Origin of the sequence: Cryobacterium aureum, from assembly GCF_002954245.1 — a bacterium.
Taxonomy (GTDB): Bacteria; Actinomycetota; Actinomycetes; order Actinomycetales; family Microbacteriaceae; genus Cryobacterium; species Cryobacterium aureum.
In genome coordinates, this window is the sequence record NZ_PPTG01000002.1 from 162,065 (window position 1) to 182,376 (window position 20,312).

The following is a 20,312-nucleotide window of genomic DNA, read 5'->3' on the forward strand; positions in this document are numbered from 1 at the left end:
GCTTAGAACGGTGTTTCGTCCGAGAAGTTGCCCGGCTTGTTCCACACGTCGCCGCCGGATGCCGGCCCTGCAGCGGCGGTCGCGGCGGGGCTGGTCGGCGCCCACGGCTCGTCATTGCCCTGGCCGCCCTGAGCGGGAGCGCCCCGGTTGCCCGACTGCGCCCGGGTGAGGCTCGCAGTGGCGTACCGCAGCGATGGGCCGATCTCGTCGATTTCCAGTTCCATCGACGTGCGCTTTTCGCCTTCCTTCGTTTCATACGAACGCTGCTTGAGGCGGCCCGAGGCGATAACTCGGGTGCCCTTCGTGAGGCTGCCGGCCACGTGCTCGGCGAACTCGCGCCAGACGGATGCGCGGAGGAACAGGGCGTCACCGTCGACCCATTCGTTCTTGGCCTTGTCGAACGTGCGCGGCGTGCTTGCGATGGTGAAGTTCGCCACGGCCAAGCCGTTCTGCGTGTAGCGGAGTTCAGGGTCAGAGGTGAGATTGCCCACCACCGTAATTACTGTTTCGCCAGCCATGGTTATTTGCTCATTTCTTTGGTGGTTTTGCGGATGGTTGAAAGCGTCACGCGCCCGTCTCCGTCGATTTCACGACTCCGTCGTGCGGCTGGGTCGAATGTGGGTATTACCCCGCCAGCGGGCGCAGGGTGGATTGTGGCGGGCAAACCGCGCACACTCCGCGAGTGCCGTGCAGGCTCGTACACCTGCGGATGGAACCGCTTGTCATGCTGGGCGCAAACCTTCACCGTCGCCGACTGGCCCGATGTCTCCGCCCTAAAATCAGGGCACGTCGTGCAACAGATCGTGAAGTTATCGCGGCCATCGTTCGTCGCTTTCGCGGTCATTTCTTGGTCTCTCTCTCGTTGAATTCCTGCTGAATGCGATGTCGTGCGAGGGTTGCCGCGATCGGCTCAGAACCGCCAGGTGTGTAGGCCATCGCCTCGACCGTCGCGGCGTGCAGCCGCATAGGTCCGTCGACGTCGCCAGCGATCGAAGCTGCAAGGCCGCGGCTCTCGAACCGGATCACCTCGAGCTCGTGGCCGGCGAGCATGGTTCGGTGGTCGTTACCGCCGAATGACTCCCGCCTGACCTCCGCCAGGGCGGGGAATCGTTCGGCCTCGACTTTGACCGTGTCGATGTCCCTCAAGAACTGGTCCAGGGCGTCGATCACGGCGCCACCGGCTTGCCCGTTTCCGGATCGACGCCCCGTGCGATGCGGTGCTCGCGAATCGAGGCCTGAGTCTCGGCCTCGAACTTGGCCCGGTCGAGGGTGATTTGCCGGGGCAGGATCGCCCGATTCTTCGCCCTGGCGACACGCTCCGCTGCAGCGAGCCGGGCAGTCAGTAGCTTCACGTTCGCCCGGATGTGACCGGCCGTCAGATACGCCGTTGACTCGCGGCTGTGCATGAGCACCGCCTCGTAGGCGAGATCGAACGGCAGATCGCCGATCTTCTCGATCCACGACCGGAGCACAATGCCCTCGCCGTCGATCTCTCGGTTGTCGTCCAGCTGGATGCGGGCGAGGATTCTGCCCGCTTCGTCTGCGTTCATGACGCGATCGCCTTCCTGTCGATTTCGGCCTGCAGCCGTTGACCCTGAGCAATGACGCCTCGGGCTCGGTCGGCTTTGGACTCCTTGCCGCCCTGTTGCAGCCGGGTGGTGCGCTCCCGGTCGGCGTGCAATCGCAGCTCGTCGTACTTCGCCCGGAACTTTGGCATCGACAGGATGTTGCCCCGCCAGAAGCTGTCCGCTTGGCACCACCGCATCAACCGCTCGGCGGCCAGAGGGTCGCGGCCATCGTTGACGAGCATTAGCCGGGCGGCAGTCAGCCAGCCCTTGTTGATCGTCGGTGTCTTCGATCCGTTTTCGATGACGAGATCGCGGAGCAGGATGCACAACCGTTCGACCTCGGGGCGAAGCTCCGAGATGGGCTCGGGAGAATCTTCGACAAGAAGCTCTTCAGTACTTAATCGGCTTGGCTTGGTAGGGCTTGGCTTGGCTTGGCTTGGGTGTTGTGACGGACGCTCTTGTCCCACGTCGGTCCCGCTGTCTGTCCCGTGGGACAAAGGCGGGACAGGATTTGCCTTCTGATCAGCTCTATTATCTCGCCACGTCTTCTTCCGCAGGGTTTCCTTCTTGCGTTTGCCCTCAACTTCCTCCCTCGTGCGTTGCCAGCCCTCCCAATCATGGAAGACGAATCCTGAGGGGGTTCGTTCCCATAGGCCAGCCTCGACAAGGGCATCGGCGGATACTGTTTCTGCGCCCCATTCATCGATCATGAACGCCCCGATATGACCGTCCGTGAGGTGCTTCGCGCACGACGCCCCGGCGATAGTCCAGAGCCCCACCGCGGCCATTCGGTCACCCCTGGGAATGCTCAAAACCTTCGGGCTCGTGGGGAACCCGTCATCTACGTTGAACCAGACCACTACGTTTTACCTCCTTCCTTGATGTCAAAGTCGCCTCTCTCCAGTTGGAGGGCGAGGGCGTCCAGTACCGCCGCGGCCGGCAGGGATGCCTGCTTGTTCGCGCGGGACTTGATGTGCTTGATCAGCGCGGCCTTGTCGAGGTCCTTCACGACACCTCCAGCGCTCGCGCATGGGCGTCCGCGTATTCGATGGCATCCGCGAACGAATACAGGTGATAGCTGTGATGGAAGTACACCGGTAGCGACGAGTGGGACACTCGCCAGTACCATCCGGGCGAGCCCCACATGAACGACCAGCGCTTGCGGATGACCCACTTCTCTGGCTTCACGACGCACCGTACATTCGAAGCGCGGCGTCCTCTTCGGTGATCACTGCGATCTCGCCGTCGTCGGAATACAGCACCCAGGACAGGTGCAGTCGCCCGCCGTAGATCGGCATCCACCGTCGCGCCGGCCACTCGCTCGGCTCGGCATAGCTCGGGGCGGCCCAGCCTTCGGCTTGCGCGTCGAGAGGATGCTCGGTCGCCCACTTGTGGCAGCCCAGACCGAGCACGTGGAGATTGCTCACCACGGTGCGGCCGCCCTGCGACCGGTTCACACGATGGTCGCGAGCGGGCGGCCCGCAGTCTCGGCGGCATCGCTGGCATGTGTCCTTATCGCGCAGCGTGGTCAGCTCGTAGGCGTCGTTCTCTTCGGCTTTGGTCGGCTTGGCGACCTTGGGGAGGATCATGCTCCCCACCTCACGGCTTCCATCGCCTCAAGGTTCAGCAGTGGCAACGACTCTTCGACCGGCCGGCCGAGGTGCCGGGCGCCCATGGCCGCGAAGATCACGGCATCCGCTTCGTCGTTGCCGGCGGGGTCGGCTTGCGGGTAGCGCTTGATGACGGCGGCGAGCACGATGTCCTTCTTGGCCGTGCCCTTGCCGGTGGCGTATTTGCAGCGCTGGCCCGAGGTGATCACGACGGGTTCCTGGTCGAGGAACTCGCTGATGTACTTGACGACGAGCCACCAGTGCGCGTGGATCTTGTCGAGGGATGAGGACTTGGCGGCGAACGCCATGCCCTCGATGATCACGAGGTCAGTGCTGGTGAACTTCACGGCATCATCGATCTGCTTCGCGATCAACTCCGAGCGGGCGAGGAAGCTGCGGAGTGTGCCGGCGTCGGCCTTCGACTCGATCGTGTGAGTCTCGATGACGCCGTTCGCGATGACGGCGAGCCCGGTCGACGTCATGCTGAGGTCGATGCCGATCACTCGGCGGGGCGTGAGGGTTTGAAAGCTGGAAGGCATCATGCCTGTGTCGGTTCCGATCATGGTCTGGCTGATTTCGTGTTGAGCATTGGTGCCTCCCGGCGGTGGTACGCCGAAGGCCGCCATGCGTGGTTGCGCGGGCGGCCTTCGGCGAGGGGTGTTATGGGTGCGCGGTTAGGCCGCGCGGAGGGTGGCTACGGCTTCCCGAAAAAGATCGGGGCATCCGTGCCGGTGTGGACGAGCTTCTTCTCGGGGGTTTCCGTGACGCCGTCGACGCCGATAACGATCACCGTCTCTTCCTTGCCGTCGCGGATCTCGTCGATGATGTCGGTGAATGCCGCGTCGAGGATGTCCTGAGGTCGCACGATCGCGAACCCCAGACGCAGGTCGCCGCCGTTGAGCCGGAAGCGGAACTGCGCCGTCACGTTGTAGATCGGGCCGCCGATGTACGGGCGCAGCCGGAGCTTCAACTCGGTCGGGATCGGGATGTTCCCCTTCTGCCCGGCCTTGGCCGTGATCGTCTCGTCGAACCCGAGGTTGATCTGGCCCGACCCGGTGTTCACGGCAGACTTGAAATCGACCTTGTTGTTCGCCTGGAACGACGTCGCGAGTTCCAGCAGCGTGGCGCTGTCAGGGGAGATGCAGTCCGTCGCGCGCTCCTGAATAAACTCGGCGAATTGCTCCTGATTGAACCAGGCCGAAGTACCGACCGTGGTGAGGTCGCGAGCCAGCCACGCGAGCCACGGGATCGTCTTCACCAGCTCGAGCTTCACGGTGTGACCCTGCCAGCCGTTCGGCTTGTCGTACCCGGTGTTCGAGTCGAGCACCGCGATCACCGTGCTCGCGACCTTGTCGGCGAAGACCTCGGTCTGGTCGGTCGCGTGCCGGTCGAGGTACGTCACGAACGAGTAGGCATCCGTCACGATGCGCCGGCCAGTAGCTCGGCGCGGGCCCGGACCGTACTGGTCCGTATCGATGACACGAACGCCGCCGTCGACATCGGCGACCGTGTAGACCTCGCCGATGTCGACGCCCTGCGGAGAGAGCGCCTGTCCTGCGAGAGCGGAAACTGCCTGTGCTTCGGTAGTGAAATCAGTCATTGTCGAGATCCTTTACTACGCCAGTGGCGTGGTCGTATGCGGGCATGTCGTGCGCGTCTTCCTCGAAGAGAGGCATCGACGTGTTGCTCACCCGCGAAAGGTTGTTGAGCTGGTCTGTGTAGGCGATGGAGCCTTCACGGTTTCGTTCGGGCAGCTTCGCGGTGATCTTGTCGGAGAAGATCACCTCAGAACCGCCCGGGTTGACGAGCTTCACGTCGAACCGGACGACGAGGCTGCCGGCCTTACCGGTGTCCTTCACCGCGGCGATCAGGTCGCGGAGGTTCTCGGCGAGTTCGACGTCAGTCTTGGGCCGGATCGACGCGAGGATGGCGGCGAAACTGCCGCCGACCTCGGACTTGCTATTCGTGGACATGTGATTCCTTACTGCGTTGGATCTTGCATGACCCTGCGCCGGCGGCTGCAGGGAGATTATGGGGGTCACGTTCCGCTCACGCGGTGTTCCGTGTCCGCTGCGCGCCAGTCGGCGCGGTCGGTGCGGTGATTGTCGAGCGCCGACTGGATCGTCAGCAGGAAGTTGCGCATAGCCCGCTCGCGCTGCTCGGCCAGCAGGAACTGCAGCCGTAGCTCGTAGGCCTTGTCTCGGGCCCGAACGATCTGCTCACCCTCGACGCGCGACATCTTCTCGGACCCGGCGCGGAGCCTGACCGTCTCGGCGTCGAGGTAGTGCTCGTGGTCAGCCTTGGCCTTGGCGAACACCTTGCCGGCGTCGTTTAGTTCCCAGTTGAAGTCGAACCGGATCGCGGCCAGGCGCTGCCCGAAGGTCGCGCCGGGCCCAAGCCGTTCGATCGTTGCGATGAGCTTGGCGTGCAGCGGCACCTCAGGGTCGGGGTGATCCATGCCGATGTCACGGAGCACGTCAAGCAGCTGGGGCGAGATGTCAGGCACCGGTGATCTTCATCTCTGCCGCGTACTCCTCGGCGCTCTCGCGCTCGTACTTGGCCAGCTCGGACTCTTCTTCTGCGGGCTCGGGGTCGTCGGGTGACGGCGCTGTCGGTGCCGCGGCGGCGGGCTCGTCGTCAGGCACGATCACGGCGTCGATCACGTTCTCATCCGGCGCGGCCTCTGCTTCGGCGGCAGCAGCCGGCGGGGGAGTCTCCCGTGAGTCTTTCGTGAGCGTCGAGGCGTGCGTCATGATGGCCGTGCGGATCGCCTCAGTCATCTCGGAATCGCGCACTCGTGTGCCGTCCTTTGCCTCGAACCCTTGGATGCGCTGGCTCAGCACTGAGAGGTCGTACTTGTCGTCCGTCGCCTCGATGAGCGCGAGCCAGTCCTCTGTCGGTTCGGGTGCAGCGTCGGGTGTCGCGATCATCTCGCCGGCGTCGGTGACGAGCCCTCCGATCTCATCTGGAGTGTGCATGCCCATGATCACGTCCTGCGCACCTTCACCGCAGACCTCGCCAACAGCGCGCCACTTGCACATGTTCTCGGTATAGGCCTGCCACGGCTTCACGCCGCCCTTCGACCCGGTAGCTGACACCTTCCACACGCCGCCCTCCTGCTTGTACGTGCAGAGTTCTGCGCGCATCGCCCGGTGCGGCGTCCACGTCGACTTGTAGGTGAAATCGAGGTCATCGGAGCGTGTGAGTGTGGCGGTGGCCGTGAAGTCGCCGCCCTCCACTGTCCCGTCTGTCACGACACGCAGCGTGTGGCCGGCGCCGCGCACGAGCGCCGACATGAGCGCCGGGCTGATCGATGGTTTGCCTTCGATGATGTTGATGCCCGACAGCGCGGCCACCGGGTGAATTCCGAGCATCGCGCCCGTCTCCATGACCAGCAGCACTTTGCCGGGCGAGGGTGCCGGGAGAACCCCGCCGCCCGGGCTCGACCAGAGTCCCTTGGGGATAAGGTCGCCCGCGCTGGCCATCGTGCGGGCATAGCCCATACGCGCCTCGAGCGATTCGTTCCTGTAAACGGTCAGATCAGTGCTCATAGTTCAAGCTCCTTTGCGAATTGGAGTGCGGCGCGAACTCGCGCCAGCACGGGGGTTGCGATGTCGATCATTGGTTGCAGCAGGTGCTCGACGTCCTTCGGGAAGATGCGCAGATGCTTCGGCTCGATCGCGCCGTTTCGTAGCTCGCCGTTGACGACCTCGCCCCACACGAACTCTGTGTAGAGGACGCGGTCCCAATCGGCACAGAACATCTGCCAGGCGACCTGCCGAAACTCTCGCGGCGTCGGACCATGCACGATCTTGTTGTGCTTGACCTTCGCCTCGTCGAGGATGATTCCTTCGGGCGTGGATTTCATGGCGTCGGGTGTGGCGCCGAAACCCATTTCGCCGGGCGCATGAATGAGTACCGTGCTCTGCTGCAGGCCACGAGATGCGAGCAGGCGCGGCTCCCATTCGTGGCCAGCCTCGGTGTAAGCGTTGCCATGGAAGCTCGACGGCTTCAACTTCGCGGCCGTGTACTTCTCGATGGATGCGAGATTCACATAGCCGGCGGCGTCGCTCGCACCGATGACGGCGTTTGCGCGGGCCGCCAGCCACCGCTCACGGTCCGTCCCGTCATCGAGGATGCGCGAGTGCCAGGGCGGCAGGATCAGCATGGGCGATGAGATCGGGCTGGTCATCATTCCCACGCATCCCGTTCCCATTCGGCACGGCGCTCGTTCTCGTCGTCGGGGTCGGACTCTTCGACCGGCTCGGCAAATTCGTCGGGCACGTCGTAGTAGGCGTCGGACATTCCAGCGGGGAGCATCACGACACACGCTCGACTCGGATAGTGCAGTCGCCCATGATGCTCTCGAAGAGGTTGCCGAGACGTTCCATCTGTTCCGTCTGCGCTTGAGTGGCGGCGACGAGCGCCTGAGTGGCAAGCACCTGCGCGATGGCGGCCTGAGCCTGCGCAGCATGGTCGCTGTTCGCGTGCTTGGCGGTGTCGAGGCGGTCGGCGGATTGGTGCAGAAGGTGGGCGATCGATGCGGTGGTCATTTGGTGGCCCACTTCGCAGCGAGCAGGTCAAGCTGTGCGGCTGCCTGAGTGGTCCATCCGTTGAACGGTTGGCTGAGAATCGCGGCGAGGTCTGCCAGCACCTCGGCGGCCACTTCGGCCTCGGGGCGTAGGCGGGTGAGAACCCCGTCGCGCTGCCATTCCGTCAGGAAATACAGGTCGGTCATCACTTCGGTGCTGCCGTACTCTTTCCACCCTTCCGGCGTGAGTCTGGTAACCAGAGCCATATAGCCGGACTGGAGATCTCCCCGCACGTAGAGGCCGAGAGTAGTCGGCAGCACCACGAGCGGCGGGGCGGTGAACACTGCCCACTCCGTAAGTAGGAAGGACTGATCCCGACCTACGAGACACAGTGTGTGGGTGCCGAACGCTCGCAAGGTGCCGTTCAGCTCCCCGAGGTCGCTCATCAGCTTCACTGGGCGCCCGATGTCCGCATAGACCAGCTGCCCGGTGAGGATCATCTCGTCGTTCATGCGGCCACCGCCAGGATTCCCTCTTCGAAGACGAACCCGAAGTCAGCCGAGTTGTCGCGGCCCCGGTCGGCGATGATCGTCCACTTGTTCTCGGCGGCGTACGCCTGAACCTTCGCGAGCGTCTTGTCGTCGAACGCGTCGCCATTCTTGAGGAAGATCAGTTTCAGCTTCGGATTGCCAGCGGTGGCGATGCGGAGTGCAACCCAGAGCTGCTCACTTTCACTCAGCGACAGGAACGACAGCCCGTTGACCGTGATGCCCTCGTCGCTCACGTTCAGGCCCTCAACAGGGAACTTGGCGGCGGCGAGGCCGTCAGCCTTCCGCTGGTCGATCGCGGCGAGCTTCGCGGTCAGCGCGGCCTCCTCGGCGGTGCGATCGTCAAGCTCAGCGGCGAGGGCGGCCCGGGTGAGCTGTGCGCGCACCTTCACATTGATATCGTCGATGCCGGCCAGCTGCGCGGCGAGGGCATCCGGGGACTTGATCTCACCCGCATTGGCGGCGTCGGCGGCGATCTTCTCGGCGGCTATGGAGGCTGTGAGGTCGGCACGTGCCTTGTCGAGCGCGGCGGCCGCGTCACGGCCCGCCTGATCTGCCGCAACGCGGGCGTTGGTCGCGGTCACGAGTGCGCAGTCAAGCCGCGCCACCTCCACATTGTGTTCACGAATCGCATCCATCTCGGCGTACAGCGAGGCGGCCGACACCTCGGCATCCGGCACGCTCGCGTCGGCCGGCGCGCATCCGTCCAGCTGCGCGGCCAGGCGCTTCACGTCGCGCGTCTTGTCGGTGCGGCCGTCGAAGATTCCCTTGCGCTCGGCGGCGAGTTTGTCGATGTCGAAGGGCAGTTCCACCTGACGCAGCAGCTCGTCGCGCTGCTTCTTCTCGTCGAACCCCACGAACTCGCTGGGGTCGATCAGGTTGCCGCCCATGAGCTCAGCGACCAGTGCGACGGCTGAGGGGTACTTGGCGCCGTCGAGGGCGTAGGCCGAGAACGTCGAGGTGATCGTGCCGTCCGCCTTGCGCTTCCACACCCGGAGCAGTCGCACACCAAGCTCGGTGTCGATGAACTCGGCGCGGGATTCGTCCCGACCCTCATGGATTGGATCGGGAATGAGCTTGGACGCGTACTTGAGGAGCGATTGCATCGCCTGGCGAAAGCTCGACTTGCCCGCCCGGTTCTCTCCGGCGAGCACGACGAGCTCGTTACCGGATGGGGTGATGGTCGCCTCGCCGATGAGGCGCTTGAAGTTCGTTGCGGTGAATGTCTGGGTCATTGCATTTTCCTTGCGTAGGTGAAACCGAGTACTAAGAACAGCGGGACCATGAGGGCCGCGCCGAAGAGTGCGAGCGGGTTCGATAGGAACCAGGCACCCGCGAAGATGAGCAGTGCGCCGATGACGGCGAGGATGATGAGCCAGCGCGTGACGGTCATACGAACGCCCAGGTACGTCGCCGGAGCAGCTCGACCCGAACTTCGTCGGCGCGGTACGTGGCCCGCCACCAGTCCTCAGGTGGGTCGGCGCGGTTGTCGTCGGCGGCCTCAGCGGCCAACCGGACGATGCCGGGCGGCGCGGGCAGTTGATAACCGACAAGGCCATATCCGTCGCTGTGATTTCGCACGACTATGACCTTGTCGCCGTCGACCGCGACGGCTGGCGGCGTGTAGCCCGGCGACTTCAGCACGGCTGCTCTGGATGCGGGTCGGGCTGGGCGTTCACGAGCCGCGCCAGATTCACCGCATGAACGGTCAGGTCGTCGTCACCGCCGAATCCCGCCGTCATGATCGAGAGCAGTTCGGGGACGGTGCGCTTGAGTGCGGCGCGCAGGTCGGCATCGTTGGCCTTCTGCGCGGAGTCACTGCGCGCCCGGGGGTCGGTCAGGTCGGTGAGTGTACGGATTGCGACCGTGAGGTCTTCGGTTGCGCTCACGATGCGATTCCAGCGATGTTGACGATGAAGAATCCGGCAGTCGCCGTCAGGGCCACGACGAGCGAGCCGAAGAACCAGAGCAGGAAGAGGCGGCGGCGACTGCGCTGACCAACTCGCTGGCGGTGACTGGGCTGAGTGGCTCGCCGGCGGCGGTCATTGTCCACGATGCTCTGGCCGTGGGTCGGTTCAGGTCGGTATGGGGCAGGAGGTTTCGTCATGCTGCAACTGCTTTCTGAATCGTGAGTGTGCCGTGTTCGGTGATGTAGTTGAGGCAGCCATCCCAGAGCCGGGCGCCGCCCTTCGGGGTGAGGCGCGCGAACTGCTTGGTAGTCGTGCTGCCGTCGTTGTGCTCGATCTCGGTTCGAGCAGGTTTGACCCATCCGGCCTTGATCGCCTGAGCGGTCGGTTGGTTATTCCGCACCGTGTCACCGCGAATGATTAGGCCGAGTCGGCCCGCCTGGTCGTAGACATCGGTCTGCACGACCTTCACCCCGACGACGTTCGTCAAGACGTGCGTGCGCAGGTCGTTCGCGAGATCCTGAATGGTGCGCAGGCCCGCGCTCTGGCGGTAAGTCATCGACTCGGCCGCGACCGGTTCAAGTTCGGCCACTCGAATCTCCAGCGCCGCAACTCGGCGGGACGTGATCTGCAACGCCTGGGCGACGATCTCGTCATCCGTGAGCGTGGCGGGCGCCGCGAGTTCCTGTTGGCGTGTCTTGACCGCGAAATACGACTGCATGGCCGCGATCTCAGGCTTCCGTGCATCTGCGTTCTGGAACAGGATGTAGCAGCCGTATCGGGTCAGCTCGACATCTTCGACCTGACGGAACCCGCCGTTGGGCATCGGGGATGATTTCGCGGTGCCGCGAAAATGTAACGAGGCATCCAGCCCGGTCGTATTGACGGACGTGACGGCCCGGGTGATCGCATCATTGAACCGTTCCCACCGGTCATACCCGGCAAAGACCATGAGGTCGCGAGCGCTCCATACTTCGCCATCAGTCAGCGTGATCACCTTGAGGTCGTCTAGGCGCTCGGCGTAGGCGGTAGCGATTGTGGCGCTCATGAGAAAGTCTTCATGTTGATCACGAGCGTGAGGTGGTCACGCAGGCTCACGAGGTCGGCAGCCGTGAGGAATCCCGACGACTGCGGGGTGTTGTAGCGGAAGGTCGTAACCTCGGCACCGCCGTTGCCGTGAGCGTTGAGGCTGACCATGTACTTCCCGGGCCCGCTGAGCCATTCGGGGTTGGTGGCTAGAACATCAGCGCGTGTTCGCTGCTGCTGCAATTCGGTGATCTCTGCTTGTAGTTTCTTGATCTGCTCGGTGAAGTCGGTAGTCTGGGTGGGCATTGGATCTCGTTTCTGTGTCATGGCCCCCGACTTGTCCTCGGGGGCTTTTTTGTGCTTGGGGTTAGCGCACCGACTCGGCGAGCTCGGCGGCGATGGCCTCGTCCTCGGCCATGGCAGCGGCGTACCGGGCGCCCTCGGCCACCCAGCGAGCGTGCTTTCGGTCGGCGGTGCGCAGCGCCTTCGACGGGCTGACTCTGCGAGTGACCGTGACCTCGTGGGTCTTGCCCTTCGCGTCACGGCGCAGCTTGACGCGCTCGCTCGTGGCCTCGGGCAGGTTGAGTGCAGCGACCCGCAAGGCGTTCGCCTGGTGCCGCTTCTCGTTCGCATCCGTGTTGCGCTGGGTGCGAGGGCTGATCTTGTCTGACATGCGATGTCCTTTCGTGACATTCGGTTGGTGAGTGGACGGGACAGGATTTGAACCTGCATCGGGTCGGGGGAACCCTGCTCTTCCAGTTGAGCTACCCGTCCATGTGCCCGGTCAGGGCTCGAAGCTGACCGGGCGCCTGACCGCTGCCGACGTTCCTCCGTCGATGCGCAGCGTTGACAGCACCCGCCCAGCTACACCCGAAGGTGACGAATGGAATGGCAGATGCCCGATCAGGTAAAACAAGGTGGCGCGCCAGAGAGGCCGCGTTTGTGAAGCACCATGCGCCGGCAGACACCTAGCTGCCGCGCATGTCGCAGAACCGAGTACTTTCCTTGGTGGGGCGATGACCGTCGGATTGGCCGTTCCCTCGCACCGTTCGCAGCTCCTGCGTGCACCATCGTTCGGGTGCCCCGTATCGCAGGAGAAATATCCTTCTCGTGTTCGTTGTATGTAGTTATCAAGCTGCTAATCGCCCCCATCCCGACTCCTCCTCACGGAGTTCCCCGACTTCAATCGAGGTGTCTGCCGCCTTATGTGAACCGTTGGAGCTGGCGCACATAGATGGCAGGTCTGGCTTTGAGCGATCTCGGGGCGTGCGGGCACGCCGGCGGTTCGGCCATCCGGTGGACGGCCAAGAATGTGAGGGTCTAGCTCGACCCGGGGGTAAAAATTGACGCCACTAGAGGGCGCCGGCGGGGACTAAGTACTTCTCCCGTTTGGCGGCGATGCGCACGAGCAAAACCTCGAACGTCGGACCGCCGGGGCGCAGTGCGCGTCGTGCTGCTTCTTCGATCGGATACGTATAGAGGACCCGGTAGCAGTTCGCCAGGGAGACCGCGGCCGCCTTGATGCACTCCTCGCGGGTGGCCACTACGCCGCCTTCGCGACCGGTTCGGCAGATACGACGTCGAACGCTTCGCCGAGTCCGAGGCCGAATGCGTCGCAGAAGCCGGCCATAAATGCGCCAGACGGCTGTGCGCCCCCGGAGATGCGGCGAAGAGTTGACCGATCCGTTCGCACGAGTCGTGCAAAGGCGTCTTCGCTGCCGATTCCGCGTGTTTCGCGGAGGCGATTGATGATTCCTGGTTTGATCTTGATGGCGACCGACACGTCCACCTCCTTGTTGTGTTTTTAATTCGGTATGTAGCGAATCTACACCAAAACAAGGGCAAATGGAGCAATGACACTACGGTGTGTTGCGAAAACACACAAGGGGGGTACCGCGCTGACAGTGTAAAAGCATCCACAGTGTTGCAAAAGTGCTACATTGAACGCATGACGCAGACACTCGTTGACTTCCTTTACATGGCAACGTCCGGGGCAAGTAACCGTGCGATGGCCGAGCGGATCGGGATGACCCACACCACACTCAAGGCGCAACTTGCCAGCGATAAAACTCCCGGCCTCACGGTGTCGATGCTCTGCCGCGCTTACGGCATCTCGTTCGGGGACGCGGCCGTAGCAGCTGAATGGGTGACCGAGCAGGAGATGCGCGCCTTCAGCGCAACGCTCCGCCTCGTCAGTGTTAGCGACATCGACCTTTCGAAGGAGCTGCTGCGCAGAGTCGCCGCCGGCTCGGCCACGAGAGCGCTCACTGAACCCGCTGCGGAAGAACTGATAAACGATGTCCTGCGCGAGGTAGAAGACGCCCGAGAAAAGGGGCGGCGGTCTGACTACGCGATTGCAGCAGATGACGATGACGATGAAACGCCAGGGGGCGATGATGCAGACGATCGGGCGGGCCTATGACCCTTACGAGCATGCGCGGGCACTCGGAGTCAAGGTGGTCTACCGCAAGCTGCGCACGGCGAACGGCCTATGGATACCTGACCTGAATACCATCTGTCTCCAGACGCGCATGAGATCCATCCATGAGCGCTCCGTGCTCACTCACGAGATTGGGCATGTCTGGCTCGGCCACACGGACGCTACCCCGCGCCAGGAAGTTCAAGCCGACCGATGGGCCTCACGAAAGCTCATCGACTTCACCGAATTGCGACGCGCGGCCGCGCTTACCGACGACCCGGGCATCTGGTGTCACGAGCTCAACGTCTCAGCGAAATTGCTGAGCCGCTATATGAGCGACAGCCGAGCATCATGAAGCTGCACGCGGTACCGGAGACTCCGCCGCGCGCGGTGCTGTACCTCAGGCAGTCCGTATTCCGTGACGACTCGATCAGCATTGAGATGCAGGAAACCGCCGGCCGCGACTACTGCGACCGCATGGGTTACACGGTCGTCAAGGTCGAAGCGGACCAAGGCTTGTCGGGCCGTAAGTGGGACAACCGCCCCGCGGTCAAGCGCGTGATCGACATGATCGAAGCGTCGGAAGCCGATGTCATAATCCTATGGAAATGGTCACGACTCTCCCGAAGCCGCCGTGACTGGGTTCTCGCGGCCGATCGTGTTGATGTGGCGGGCGGGCGCATCGAGTCAGCGACCGAACCAATCGACACCGCCACAGCATCGGGTCGTTTCGCCCGTGGCGTGATGACCGAGTACGCGGCCTTCCAATCGGAACAGATCGGCGAGCAGTGGGAGGAGGTCCGCCAGCGGCGCCTTCGATTGGGGCTTCCGACATCTGGACGTCTGCCATGGGGGTGGCGGAGGACGGATGCCGGCATCGAGCCGGAACCCGAGCAATCTCCGTACGTCGTGGAGATGTACCGCATGTACCTCTCTGGGAGTGGTGCGGCTTCGATCTCACGCTGGCTGAACTCCAAAGCTATTCCCTCCCCGAATGGAGGAATTTGGAATCGGGTACGGCCATTCACTGTGATGGATTCGCCGATCCACGTCGGCATGGTTCCCTACCGGGGGGAAGTCTTCGAAGGCCACCATGACGGCATCATTGACCTCGCGACATGGGAGGCTTACCAGTCGATGCGCAAGGTTCGTAGAGTCTCAGGCGCGAAGCCGCGCCAGTCGACGTACCTGCTCTCCGGGATTGTCCGGTGCGCATGTGGATTTCGCATGCAGGGCAAGGGAGCCGTGACTGGCGGAATCTGGTACGGCGGGTACATCTGCACCTCTATGGACCCGGGACACGGCCACAACTATGTGTCCGCGAAGAAGCTCGAACCACTTGTTCAAACATGGCTGGAGGGGCTGGCCGGGGAGCTTGACGAGGCTGTAGACCTCGCGCCCAGAGTCGAAAATGAAGCCAACCTTGAGCGGTTACTGGCAGAACAGAATGCGCAGCAGCGGCGCATTGATAAGCTCACTTCCTTGTACGTCGATGACAAGGTTTCAGATGCATCCTATGCGGCCACGCGTGTGGAGGTGGAGGGTCGGCAGCGAGAGCTCAGGGATCAGATAAGCGAGGTCAAGACATTGCTTGCCGGTGTGCCGGACGTTTCCCGCGACCTTGTGCGCGACATGGCCCGGGACTGGGATGATTTCGACGCCATCGGCCGGCGTGAGGTTCTCGGAAGTGTTCTGCAGACGGTGTTGCTCGATCTCGATGCCCATAGGGCAGATTTTAATTCTCGGTGGGGAAACTCGTCTCCTTTGCACTGGTGATAGTCATTCTCCGCAGCGACGAGGTGCGGGGAATGCTCACCGACCTGGTGCGACGTGCCCTCAGTATCGGGTAGCCGACGTAGCCGGGGCAGCACGACCGCGGAGTTCGCCACGGCACTGCCGGCGGTCGTGCTGGTGCTGGCCTGCTGCCTCGGTGCTGTTCAGGTTATTGGTGTGCAGGTGCGGTTGACGGATGCTGCCGCCACCGCAGCGCGGGTGCTCGCCCGCGGTGACAGCACGGCGCGGGCCGCGGGGCTCGTGCATCGGGCCGTGGCAGGCGCGAGCCTGGCTCCGGAACGCCGCGGCGAGTTTGTCTGTGCGGGAGTCGTCGCGCGTGCGCCGGGAATCTTCGCGGGCCTCACCCTCGAAGCAGTCTCCTGCGCTCTGGCTGGCGGACAATGAGTTGGGGAATTGGCACGGCGAACGACCAAAGCACGGAGGTCGGAACTTCCCGGGCTGGAGCTGGGCCTGAATCGGGGCCTGGCACCCGGCCTGGCACCGGGCCGGAGACTGGATTCGGTTCGACCGAGCGGGGAGCCGGGTCGATCCTCGCGCTCGCCGTGCTCGCTGCCACAGTGCTGCTGACGACCCTCGTCGTGTCGGTTCTCGGGCTGCTCGCCGTGGGCCGGTCCGTCGCGAGCGCGGCCGATGCGGCCGCGCTCGCCGCCGCCGACACGGCCTCCGGCGCGATCGCGGGTTACCCCTGCGAGGCGGCGGATGCCGTCGCCACGATGAACGCGACCACCGTCACGAGCTGCACCGTAACCGGACTGATCGCATCCGTTTCGGTGCGGCGCCGGGTGCACGGCATCGAGATCTCCGCGAGCGCTCGGGCCGGACCGCCGCCCTGATCTGACGATTTAAGAGAGGAGCACCTCGAGGTAGCGGTACTCGACCGCGCTTGGGCGGCCGGGGGAGTCGGAGCCCTCGAATTCCAGGCCGGCGCCGCGCGCGTAGAGATAGCGCTTGCCGGAATCGGCCGGAATCTCGATGCGCGGCTGCGGATCACCAGAGTCGAGAAAAGTCGTCGTGATTGTCTTGCCCTGAAGGGGCCCGTCCGTCAACTTCGCGGTGTACGTGGCCGTCATTGTACCCATGGGTCTATTCTGCACTTGGGCGGGCAAACAGCAAGGGCTGGGTACTGTTGTGCTGCATGCTCTGAGCGAACTGGGCGCTGGCTGGGAGTGTCGTGTGTGTGAGCGGGGCGCGCCGAGACGTGACCGTCGATTAGGCGTGCACTCCATTCCGGTGTGTATGGTGTGCCTTGGCCCACATTTGGTCACTACGTATAAAGAGGAGTCTGGTGCCAGGCACTAAGAAGCTGGTCATTGTTGAATCACCGACCAAGATGAAGTCGATCGCCGCCTATCTCGGTGACGGCTACGAAGTTTTGTCTTCGGTCGGTCACATTCGCGATTTGATCGAGCCGAAAAACCTGCCGCCTGAGCTCAAGAAGGGTGCCCTCGGCCGATTCTCGGTCGATGTGGAGAACGGTTTCGAACCGTATTACGTCGTCTCCGACGCCAAGAAAAAGACCGTGAGCGACCTCAAGCGGGCCCTCAAGAATGCGAACGAACTCTTGCTCGCAACTGATGAGGACCGCGAGGGCGAGGCCATTGCCTGGCACCTGCTGCAGGTGCTGCAGCCTAAGGTTCCGGTCAAGCGCATGGTGTTCCACGAGATCACCAAAGACGCCATCCTCGCCGCCAAAGACAACACCCGCGACCTCGACACCGCCCTCGTCGACGCGCAGGAGACCCGCCGCATCCTCGACCGCATCTACGGCTACGAGATTTCCCCGGTGCTGTGGCGCAAGGTCGGCCCCGGGCTGTCCGCCGGCCGCGTGCAGAGCGCCGCAACCCGCCTCGTCGTCGACCGGGAGAAGGAGCGCCTCGCGTTCGTCTCCGCCGGCTACTGGGATCTGCTGGCGCGACTGGCCGCATCCGCTTCAGAAACAGAGCAGGCGTTCGACGCGAAGCTCGTTCGGCTGAACGGTGAGCGCATTGCCACCGGTGGCGACTTCGACGACTCCGGTGCGCTCAAGCCCACCGTGAAGGCCGTCACCCTCGACGCCTCCGCCGCCCAGGCACTAACAACCGCGCTGCGGGCCCCGGGTGTGAAGCTCGAGGTCACGAAAGTCACCTCCAAGCCGTACCGTCGCAGTCCCGCGGCGCCGTTCACCACCTCGACCCTGCAGCAGGAAGCGGCGCGCAAGCTGCGCTTCACCGCCCGCCAAACCATGAGCGTTGCCCAGTCGCTGTACGAAAACGGGTACATCACCTATATGCGTACCGACTCGCCGTCGCTCGGGCAGCAGGCCCTCACGGCCGCCCGCACCCAGGCCGCGGCGCTGTACGGCGCCGAAACTGTTCCGGATGCCCCGCGCGCCTATAAGGGCAAGAGCAAGAACGCCCAGGAAGCGCACGAGGCTATTCGCCCCTCCGGCGACACCTTCCGCACGCCGGCGTCGCTCGCGTCGAGCCTGCGCGGCAACGACTTCAAGCTGTATGACCTGATCTGGAAGCGCACCGTCGCCTCGCAGATGAAGGATGCCACTGGCTCGACTGCCTCCGTGACCATCGCGGCCGGCCCGACTGGCACATCGGAGCACGCCTCGGCGTCGGGCGCGCTCGCTGAGTTCTCGGCCAGTGGAACGGTCATCACGTTCCGTGGTTTCATGCTCGCCTACGAGGAGTCGAAGGACGAGGAGCGCAACGCGGAGGCCGTTGCGACCGAGTCGAAGCTGCCGCCGCTCGAAGAGGGCCAGAAGTTGACCCTGCAGGACCTCGAGGCCAAGGGCCACGAGACCACGCCGGCCGCCCGCTACACCGAGGCCAGCCTGGTGAAGAAGCTCGAAGAGCTCGGCATCGGCCGTCCCTCGACGTTCGCCTCGATCATCTCGACCATCACCGAGCGCGGTTATGTCACGCCGCGAGGCCAGTCGCTTGTTCCCAACTGGATCGCGTTTTCGGTCGTGCGCCTGCTCGAAGAGTTCTTCGGCGATTTGGTCGAATACGATTTCACCGCCGAGATGGAGGACGATCTCGACCGCATCGCCGGCGGCGAAGCCAACCGCCTCGACTGGCTCAACAGCTTCTATTTCGGCAGCGACAAGCACAGGGGCCTCCGCCAGGTCATCGACAACCTCGGCGAGATCGACCCGCGGGTGATCAACTCGGTAACCATCAGCGACGACATCACCCTGCGCATCGGCAAGTACGGTCCCTATCTCGAAGTCATCGATCCCGACGCTGCAGCGGATGCCCCGCCCCGCCGCGTAAACATTCCGCCGGAACTCGCTCCCGACGAACTGACCGCGACCAAGGCCCGTGAGCTCATCGATGCCCCCGTCGTCACTGACCGAGTGATCGGACTCAACCCGGAGAACGGTAAGGAAATCGTTGCGAAAGACGGTCGGTTCGGGCCGTACGTCACCGAACTCGCGCCGGCACCGGCCGAACCGGTCGTCCCGGTCGTCGTTGCCGCTCCGGTTGAGACGATCGACGCCGCCACCGGCGAGGTCACCGTCGCGAAGCCTAAGCGCAAACCGGCCGCGAAGAAGGTGGCCGCTGCTGACAAGCCGCGTACGGCATCCATTTTCAAGTCCATGGACCTGGCCACCGTCGACCTCGAAACGGCGCTGCGCCTGCTTGCCTTGCCGCGCACGGTCGGGCTCGACCCGGAGACCGGCACCGAGATCCTGGCGCAAAACGGCAAGTTCGGGCCGTACCTGAAGAAGGGCATCGATACCCGGTCGCTCACGAGTGAAGACCAGATCTTCGACATCGACCTTCCGGGCGCGATCGAGCTCTACGCGCAGCCGAAGTACGGCGCGCGCCGGGCGTCGAGTGCACTGAAAGAATTCGAAGCACCCGACCCCGAAAGTGGCAAGGCGATCAAGATCAAGGACGGCCGGTTTGGCGCCTATGTGACCGATGGGGTCACCAACGCGACCATTCCCAAGTCGGAGGACATCGAGGAGATCGACTTCGACCGGGCAGTGCAGCTGCTCGCGGACAAGCGGGCCAAGGGCCCGGCCGCGCCGCGTAAGAAAGCACCGGCCAAGAAGGCTGCCGTGAAGAAGCCCGTGGTCAAGAAGGCGCCGACCGCCGCAGCTAAGGCAGCGACCGCGAAAAAGGCGGCCGCTACTCGGGCCGCGAACGCGGCAGCCAAAGCGGCCTTAGCCGGCACACCCGTGGTCAAGAAGTCGGCTGCAAAAAAGCCTGCAGTGAAGAAGGCGGCCAGTTCGGCAGCTGGATCCGCTGCCCCGACAACGATCGCGCCGAAGGCCTCGTGACCGGTCTGTTCATCACCCTCGAGGGCGGCGACGGATCGGGTAAGACCACGCAAGCGACGCTGCTCACCGAGTGGCTCGAAGATCGGGGTCGCACCGTGGTGCGCACCCGCGAGCCGGGCGGAACGGACGTCGGCGCCCGGATTCGTCAGATCGTGCTGCACCATCGCGGCGAGGTCGACCCGCGCGCCGAGGCCCTGCTCTACGCAGCCGACCGAGCCCAGCACGTGGGCACCAAACTGCGGCCCGCGCTCGCCCGCGGTGACGTAATCGTGCAGGACCGTTACCTCGACTCCTCGGTCGCCTACCAGGGGGCCGGCCGCGTGCTCGACGCCATCGAGGTGCGTGACCTGTCGCTCTGGGCCGCCCAAGGGCTGCTGCCCGACCTGACCGTGCTGCTTGACCTCGACTCGCGTGCCGCCCGGGCCCGACTCGATGCCGACGACAAGGTCTTCGACCGGCTCGAAGCGGAGAAGAACGACTTTCATGCCCGCGTGCGCGAGTCGTTTCTTGAGTTGGCCGCCGCCGAGCCCGACCGGTTCCTGGTCGTGGATGCCGCTGCACCCGTCGCCGAGATCGCCGCCATCATTCGGGCACGGGTGGCGCCGCTCCTTTGAGGGACGGGGCCCAGG

General features: G+C 64.0%; 34 protein-coding genes, 1 tRNA gene and 1 pseudogene. 8 read left to right on the top strand and 28 right to left on the bottom strand.

Annotated elements, in window-relative coordinates; genetic code table 11:
- Positions 1 to 2: 2 nt before the first annotated feature.
- From CJ028_RS01545 to CJ028_RS01660, 27 genes are all read right to left on the bottom strand, one after another.
- Entirely contained in the window at positions 3 to 518 is a 516-nt protein-coding gene (locus CJ028_RS01545; protein WP_105033521.1) for a single-stranded DNA-binding protein, read from the bottom strand.
- Between the two features lie 322 nt (positions 519 to 840).
- The gene (locus tag CJ028_RS01550) at positions 841 to 1,170 is read right to left on the bottom strand and encodes a hypothetical protein (protein WP_105033522.1); all 330 of its coding nucleotides are present in this window, start codon (positions 1,168 to 1,170) and stop codon (positions 841 to 843) included.
- Positions 1,167 to 1,550, bottom strand: a complete 384-nt coding sequence (locus tag CJ028_RS01555) for a hypothetical protein (protein WP_105033523.1) — start codon at positions 1,548 to 1,550, stop codon at positions 1,167 to 1,169. The genes CJ028_RS01550 and CJ028_RS01555 overlap by 4 nt, the downstream gene beginning before the upstream one ends.
- Positions 1,547 to 2,278 (bottom strand): phage replication protein O, encoded by a 732-nt coding sequence (locus tag CJ028_RS01560; RefSeq protein WP_129590345.1) that lies wholly within the window; start codon positions 2,276 to 2,278, stop codon positions 1,547 to 1,549. The genes CJ028_RS01555 and CJ028_RS01560 overlap by 4 nt, the downstream gene beginning before the upstream one ends.
- A 149-nt stretch (positions 2,279 to 2,427) precedes the next feature.
- On the bottom strand, positions 2,428 to 2,577 hold the full coding sequence (locus CJ028_RS20855; protein WP_161498864.1) for a hypothetical protein: 150 nt from the start codon (positions 2,575 to 2,577) through the stop codon (positions 2,428 to 2,430).
- Positions 2,574 to 2,756: a hypothetical protein gene (locus CJ028_RS01565; RefSeq protein WP_105033525.1), complete on the bottom strand. Its 183-nt coding sequence runs from the start codon at positions 2,754 to 2,756 to the stop codon at positions 2,574 to 2,576. Before CJ028_RS01565 ends, CJ028_RS20855 begins: the two co-directional genes overlap by 4 nt.
- On the bottom strand, positions 2,753 to 3,157 hold the full coding sequence (locus CJ028_RS01570; protein ID WP_105033526.1) for an HNH endonuclease: 405 nt from the start codon (positions 3,155 to 3,157) through the stop codon (positions 2,753 to 2,755). The genes CJ028_RS01565 and CJ028_RS01570 overlap by 4 nt, the downstream gene beginning before the upstream one ends.
- The gene (locus CJ028_RS01575; protein WP_105033527.1) at positions 3,154 to 3,804 is read right to left on the bottom strand and encodes a hypothetical protein; all 651 of its coding nucleotides are present in this window, start codon (positions 3,802 to 3,804) and stop codon (positions 3,154 to 3,156) included. The genes CJ028_RS01570 and CJ028_RS01575 overlap by 4 nt, the downstream gene beginning before the upstream one ends.
- A gap of 68 nt (positions 3,805 to 3,872) precedes the next feature.
- Entirely contained in the window at positions 3,873 to 4,778 is a 906-nt protein-coding gene (locus tag CJ028_RS01580) for a DUF2303 family protein (RefSeq protein ID WP_105033528.1), read from the bottom strand.
- The gene (locus tag CJ028_RS01585) at positions 4,771 to 5,151 is read right to left on the bottom strand and encodes a YfdP family phage-associated protein (protein WP_105033529.1); all 381 of its coding nucleotides are present in this window, start codon (positions 5,149 to 5,151) and stop codon (positions 4,771 to 4,773) included. The genes CJ028_RS01580 and CJ028_RS01585 overlap by 8 nt, the downstream gene beginning before the upstream one ends.
- A 65-nt stretch (positions 5,152 to 5,216) precedes the next feature.
- Positions 5,217 to 5,684: a hypothetical protein gene (locus CJ028_RS01590; protein ID WP_105033530.1), complete on the bottom strand. Its 468-nt coding sequence runs from the start codon at positions 5,682 to 5,684 to the stop codon at positions 5,217 to 5,219.
- Positions 5,677 to 6,729 (bottom strand): hypothetical protein, encoded by a 1,053-nt coding sequence (locus CJ028_RS01595; RefSeq protein ID WP_105033531.1) that lies wholly within the window; start codon positions 6,727 to 6,729, stop codon positions 5,677 to 5,679. The genes CJ028_RS01590 and CJ028_RS01595 overlap by 8 nt, the downstream gene beginning before the upstream one ends.
- A complete protein-coding gene (locus tag CJ028_RS01600) occupies positions 6,726 to 7,346 on the bottom strand; it encodes a hypothetical protein (protein ID WP_129590346.1) in 621 nt (206 codons plus the stop codon). Before CJ028_RS01600 ends, CJ028_RS01595 begins: the two co-directional genes overlap by 4 nt.
- 23 nt (positions 7,347 to 7,369) lie before the next feature.
- Positions 7,370 to 7,501, bottom strand: a complete 132-nt coding sequence (locus tag CJ028_RS21675; protein WP_276309358.1) for a hypothetical protein — start codon at positions 7,499 to 7,501, stop codon at positions 7,370 to 7,372.
- Complete coding sequence (locus CJ028_RS01605) at positions 7,498 to 7,731, bottom strand: hypothetical protein (RefSeq protein ID WP_105033533.1); 234 nt, start codon at positions 7,729 to 7,731, stop codon at positions 7,498 to 7,500. Before CJ028_RS01605 ends, CJ028_RS21675 begins: the two co-directional genes overlap by 4 nt.
- Complete coding sequence (locus tag CJ028_RS01610; protein ID WP_105033534.1) at positions 7,728 to 8,222, bottom strand: hypothetical protein; 495 nt, start codon at positions 8,220 to 8,222, stop codon at positions 7,728 to 7,730. Before CJ028_RS01610 ends, CJ028_RS01605 begins: the two co-directional genes overlap by 4 nt.
- Positions 8,219 to 9,493: an OLD family protein gene (locus CJ028_RS01615; RefSeq protein ID WP_105033535.1), complete on the bottom strand. Its 1,275-nt coding sequence runs from the start codon at positions 9,491 to 9,493 to the stop codon at positions 8,219 to 8,221. The genes CJ028_RS01610 and CJ028_RS01615 overlap by 4 nt, the downstream gene beginning before the upstream one ends.
- Positions 9,490 to 9,651: a hypothetical protein gene (locus CJ028_RS20860; protein ID WP_161498865.1), complete on the bottom strand. Its 162-nt coding sequence runs from the start codon at positions 9,649 to 9,651 to the stop codon at positions 9,490 to 9,492. Before CJ028_RS20860 ends, CJ028_RS01615 begins: the two co-directional genes overlap by 4 nt.
- Positions 9,648 to 9,902, bottom strand: coding sequence for a hypothetical protein (locus tag CJ028_RS01620; RefSeq protein ID WP_105033536.1), 255 nt, complete (start codon positions 9,900 to 9,902; stop codon positions 9,648 to 9,650). Before CJ028_RS01620 ends, CJ028_RS20860 begins: the two co-directional genes overlap by 4 nt.
- Positions 9,896 to 10,147: a hypothetical protein gene (locus CJ028_RS01625; protein WP_105033537.1), complete on the bottom strand. Its 252-nt coding sequence runs from the start codon at positions 10,145 to 10,147 to the stop codon at positions 9,896 to 9,898. Before CJ028_RS01625 ends, CJ028_RS01620 begins: the two co-directional genes overlap by 7 nt.
- Positions 10,144 to 10,365, bottom strand: a complete 222-nt coding sequence (locus CJ028_RS01630) for a hypothetical protein (RefSeq protein WP_105033538.1) — start codon at positions 10,363 to 10,365, stop codon at positions 10,144 to 10,146. The genes CJ028_RS01625 and CJ028_RS01630 overlap by 4 nt, the downstream gene beginning before the upstream one ends.
- Complete coding sequence (locus CJ028_RS01635; RefSeq protein ID WP_105033539.1) at positions 10,362 to 11,213, bottom strand: phage antirepressor KilAC domain-containing protein; 852 nt, start codon at positions 11,211 to 11,213, stop codon at positions 10,362 to 10,364. The genes CJ028_RS01630 and CJ028_RS01635 overlap by 4 nt, the downstream gene beginning before the upstream one ends.
- Positions 11,210 to 11,497 carry a hypothetical protein gene (locus tag CJ028_RS01640; RefSeq protein ID WP_105033540.1) on the bottom strand — a complete coding sequence of 96 codons (288 nt, stop codon included), beginning with the start codon at positions 11,495 to 11,497 and terminating at the stop codon, positions 11,210 to 11,212. Before CJ028_RS01640 ends, CJ028_RS01635 begins: the two co-directional genes overlap by 4 nt.
- A gap of 61 nt (positions 11,498 to 11,558) precedes the next feature.
- Positions 11,559 to 11,864, bottom strand: a complete 306-nt coding sequence (locus CJ028_RS01645) for a hypothetical protein (RefSeq protein ID WP_105033541.1) — start codon at positions 11,862 to 11,864, stop codon at positions 11,559 to 11,561.
- Positions 11,865 to 11,896: 32 nt separating this feature from the next.
- Positions 11,897 to 11,965: transfer RNA gene (locus CJ028_RS01650), tRNA-OTHER, on the bottom strand.
- A 578-nt stretch (positions 11,966 to 12,543) separates the two neighbouring features.
- Positions 12,544 to 12,735 (bottom strand): hypothetical protein, encoded by a 192-nt coding sequence (locus CJ028_RS01655; protein ID WP_105033542.1) that lies wholly within the window; start codon positions 12,733 to 12,735, stop codon positions 12,544 to 12,546.
- On the bottom strand, positions 12,735 to 12,974 hold the full coding sequence (locus tag CJ028_RS01660; protein ID WP_205683911.1) for a helix-turn-helix domain-containing protein: 240 nt from the start codon (positions 12,972 to 12,974) through the stop codon (positions 12,735 to 12,737). The genes CJ028_RS01655 and CJ028_RS01660 overlap by 1 nt, the downstream gene beginning before the upstream one ends.
- Positions 12,975 to 13,139: 165 nt before the next feature.
- Between CJ028_RS01660 and CJ028_RS01665 the strand changes: the two genes are divergently transcribed.
- From CJ028_RS01665 to CJ028_RS01690, 6 genes and pseudogenes are all read left to right on the top strand, one after another.
- Entirely contained in the window at positions 13,140 to 13,613 is a 474-nt protein-coding gene (locus CJ028_RS01665; protein WP_129590347.1) for a hypothetical protein, read from the top strand.
- Positions 13,555 to 13,965, top strand: a complete 411-nt coding sequence (locus CJ028_RS01670) for an ImmA/IrrE family metallo-endopeptidase (RefSeq protein WP_240607021.1) — start codon at positions 13,555 to 13,557, stop codon at positions 13,963 to 13,965. Before CJ028_RS01665 ends, CJ028_RS01670 begins: the two co-directional genes overlap by 59 nt.
- A complete protein-coding gene (locus CJ028_RS01675; protein ID WP_161498866.1) occupies positions 13,962 to 15,386 on the top strand; it encodes a recombinase family protein in 1,425 nt (474 codons plus the stop codon). The genes CJ028_RS01670 and CJ028_RS01675 overlap by 4 nt, the downstream gene beginning before the upstream one ends.
- Positions 15,368 to 15,460, top strand: a pseudogene (locus CJ028_RS01680) (DUF4244 domain-containing protein); the annotation flags it as partial. The gene CJ028_RS01675 and the pseudogene CJ028_RS01680, both read left to right, overlap by 19 nt.
- Positions 15,441 to 15,788 carry a TadE family type IV pilus minor pilin gene (locus tag CJ028_RS01685; RefSeq protein WP_129590349.1) on the top strand — a complete coding sequence of 116 codons (348 nt, stop codon included), beginning with the start codon at positions 15,441 to 15,443 and terminating at the stop codon, positions 15,786 to 15,788. The pseudogene CJ028_RS01680 and the gene CJ028_RS01685, both read left to right, overlap by 20 nt.
- Positions 15,785 to 16,237, top strand: coding sequence for an Rv3654c family TadE-like protein (locus tag CJ028_RS01690; protein ID WP_105033546.1), 453 nt, complete (start codon positions 15,785 to 15,787; stop codon positions 16,235 to 16,237). Before CJ028_RS01685 ends, CJ028_RS01690 begins: the two co-directional genes overlap by 4 nt.
- A 9-nt stretch (positions 16,238 to 16,246) precedes the next feature.
- Here CJ028_RS01690 and CJ028_RS01695 read toward each other — a convergent pair whose 3' ends face one another.
- A complete protein-coding gene (locus CJ028_RS01695) occupies positions 16,247 to 16,483 on the bottom strand; it encodes a hypothetical protein (protein WP_105033547.1) in 237 nt (78 codons plus the stop codon).
- 206 nt (positions 16,484 to 16,689) lie between these two features.
- Between CJ028_RS01695 and topA the strand changes: the two genes are divergently transcribed.
- Both topA and tmk read left to right on the top strand, forming a co-directional pair.
- Positions 16,690 to 19,683 (top strand): type I DNA topoisomerase, encoded by a 2,994-nt coding sequence (gene topA, locus CJ028_RS01700; RefSeq protein WP_105033548.1) that lies wholly within the window; start codon positions 16,690 to 16,692, stop codon positions 19,681 to 19,683.
- A complete protein-coding gene (gene tmk, locus CJ028_RS01705; protein ID WP_240607022.1) occupies positions 19,680 to 20,297 on the top strand; it encodes a dTMP kinase in 618 nt (205 codons plus the stop codon). The genes topA and tmk overlap by 4 nt, the downstream gene beginning before the upstream one ends.
- Positions 20,298 to 20,312 lie beyond the last annotated feature (15 nt).

Bases quoted from the DNA above. Each gene is read 5' to 3' on its own strand.
- CJ028_RS01600 (WP_129590346.1), bottom strand. From the start codon at position 7,346: ATGCTGATCCTGCCGCCCTGGCACTCGCGCATCCTCGATGACGGGACG.
- CJ028_RS01665 (WP_129590347.1), top strand. From the start codon at position 13,140: ATGACGCAGACACTCGTTGACTTCCTTTACATGGCAACGTCCGGGGCA.
- CJ028_RS01670 (WP_240607021.1), top strand. From the start codon at position 13,555: ATGACGATGACGATGAAACGCCAGGGGGCGATGATGCAGACGATCGGG.
- CJ028_RS01605 (WP_105033533.1), bottom strand. From the start codon at position 7,731: ATGACCACCGCATCGATCGCCCACCTTCTGCACCAATCCGCCGACCGC.
- CJ028_RS01615 (WP_105033535.1), bottom strand. From the start codon at position 9,493: ATGACCCAGACATTCACCGCAACGAACTTCAAGCGCCTCATCGGCGAG.
- CJ028_RS01630 (WP_105033538.1), bottom strand. From the start codon at position 10,365: ATGACGAAACCTCCTGCCCCATACCGACCTGAACCGACCCACGGCCAG.
- CJ028_RS01585 (WP_105033529.1), bottom strand. From the start codon at position 5,151: ATGTCCACGAATAGCAAGTCCGAGGTCGGCGGCAGTTTCGCCGCCATC.
- CJ028_RS01560 (WP_129590345.1), bottom strand. From the start codon at position 2,278: ATGATCGATGAATGGGGCGCAGAAACAGTATCCGCCGATGCCCTTGTC.
- CJ028_RS01545 (WP_105033521.1), bottom strand. From the start codon at position 518: ATGGCTGGCGAAACAGTAATTACGGTGGTGGGCAATCTCACCTCTGAC.
- CJ028_RS01610 (WP_105033534.1), bottom strand. From the start codon at position 8,222: ATGAACGACGAGATGATCCTCACCGGGCAGCTGGTCTATGCGGACATC.
- CJ028_RS01570 (WP_105033526.1), bottom strand. From the start codon at position 3,157: ATGATCCTCCCCAAGGTCGCCAAGCCGACCAAAGCCGAAGAGAACGAC.
- CJ028_RS01640 (WP_105033540.1), bottom strand. From the start codon at position 11,497: ATGCCCACCCAGACTACCGACTTCACCGAGCAGATCAAGAAACTACAA.
- CJ028_RS20860 (WP_161498865.1), bottom strand. From the start codon at position 9,651: ATGACCGTCACGCGCTGGCTCATCATCCTCGCCGTCATCGGCGCACTG.
- CJ028_RS01675 (WP_161498866.1), top strand. From the start codon at position 13,962: ATGAAGCTGCACGCGGTACCGGAGACTCCGCCGCGCGCGGTGCTGTAC.
- CJ028_RS01635 (WP_105033539.1), bottom strand. From the start codon at position 11,213: ATGAGCGCCACAATCGCTACCGCCTACGCCGAGCGCCTAGACGACCTC.
- CJ028_RS01575 (WP_105033527.1), bottom strand. From the start codon at position 3,804: ATGGCGGCCTTCGGCGTACCACCGCCGGGAGGCACCAATGCTCAACAC.
- CJ028_RS01580 (WP_105033528.1), bottom strand. From the start codon at position 4,778: ATGACTGATTTCACTACCGAAGCACAGGCAGTTTCCGCTCTCGCAGGA.
- CJ028_RS01695 (WP_105033547.1), bottom strand. From the start codon at position 16,483: ATGGGTACAATGACGGCCACGTACACCGCGAAGTTGACGGACGGGCCC.
- CJ028_RS01595 (WP_105033531.1), bottom strand. From the start codon at position 6,729: ATGAGCACTGATCTGACCGTTTACAGGAACGAATCGCTCGAGGCGCGT.
- CJ028_RS01690 (WP_105033546.1), top strand. From the start codon at position 15,785: ATGAGTTGGGGAATTGGCACGGCGAACGACCAAAGCACGGAGGTCGGA.
- CJ028_RS01555 (WP_105033523.1), bottom strand. From the start codon at position 1,550: ATGAACGCAGACGAAGCGGGCAGAATCCTCGCCCGCATCCAGCTGGAC.
- CJ028_RS01645 (WP_105033541.1), bottom strand. From the start codon at position 11,864: ATGTCAGACAAGATCAGCCCTCGCACCCAGCGCAACACGGATGCGAAC.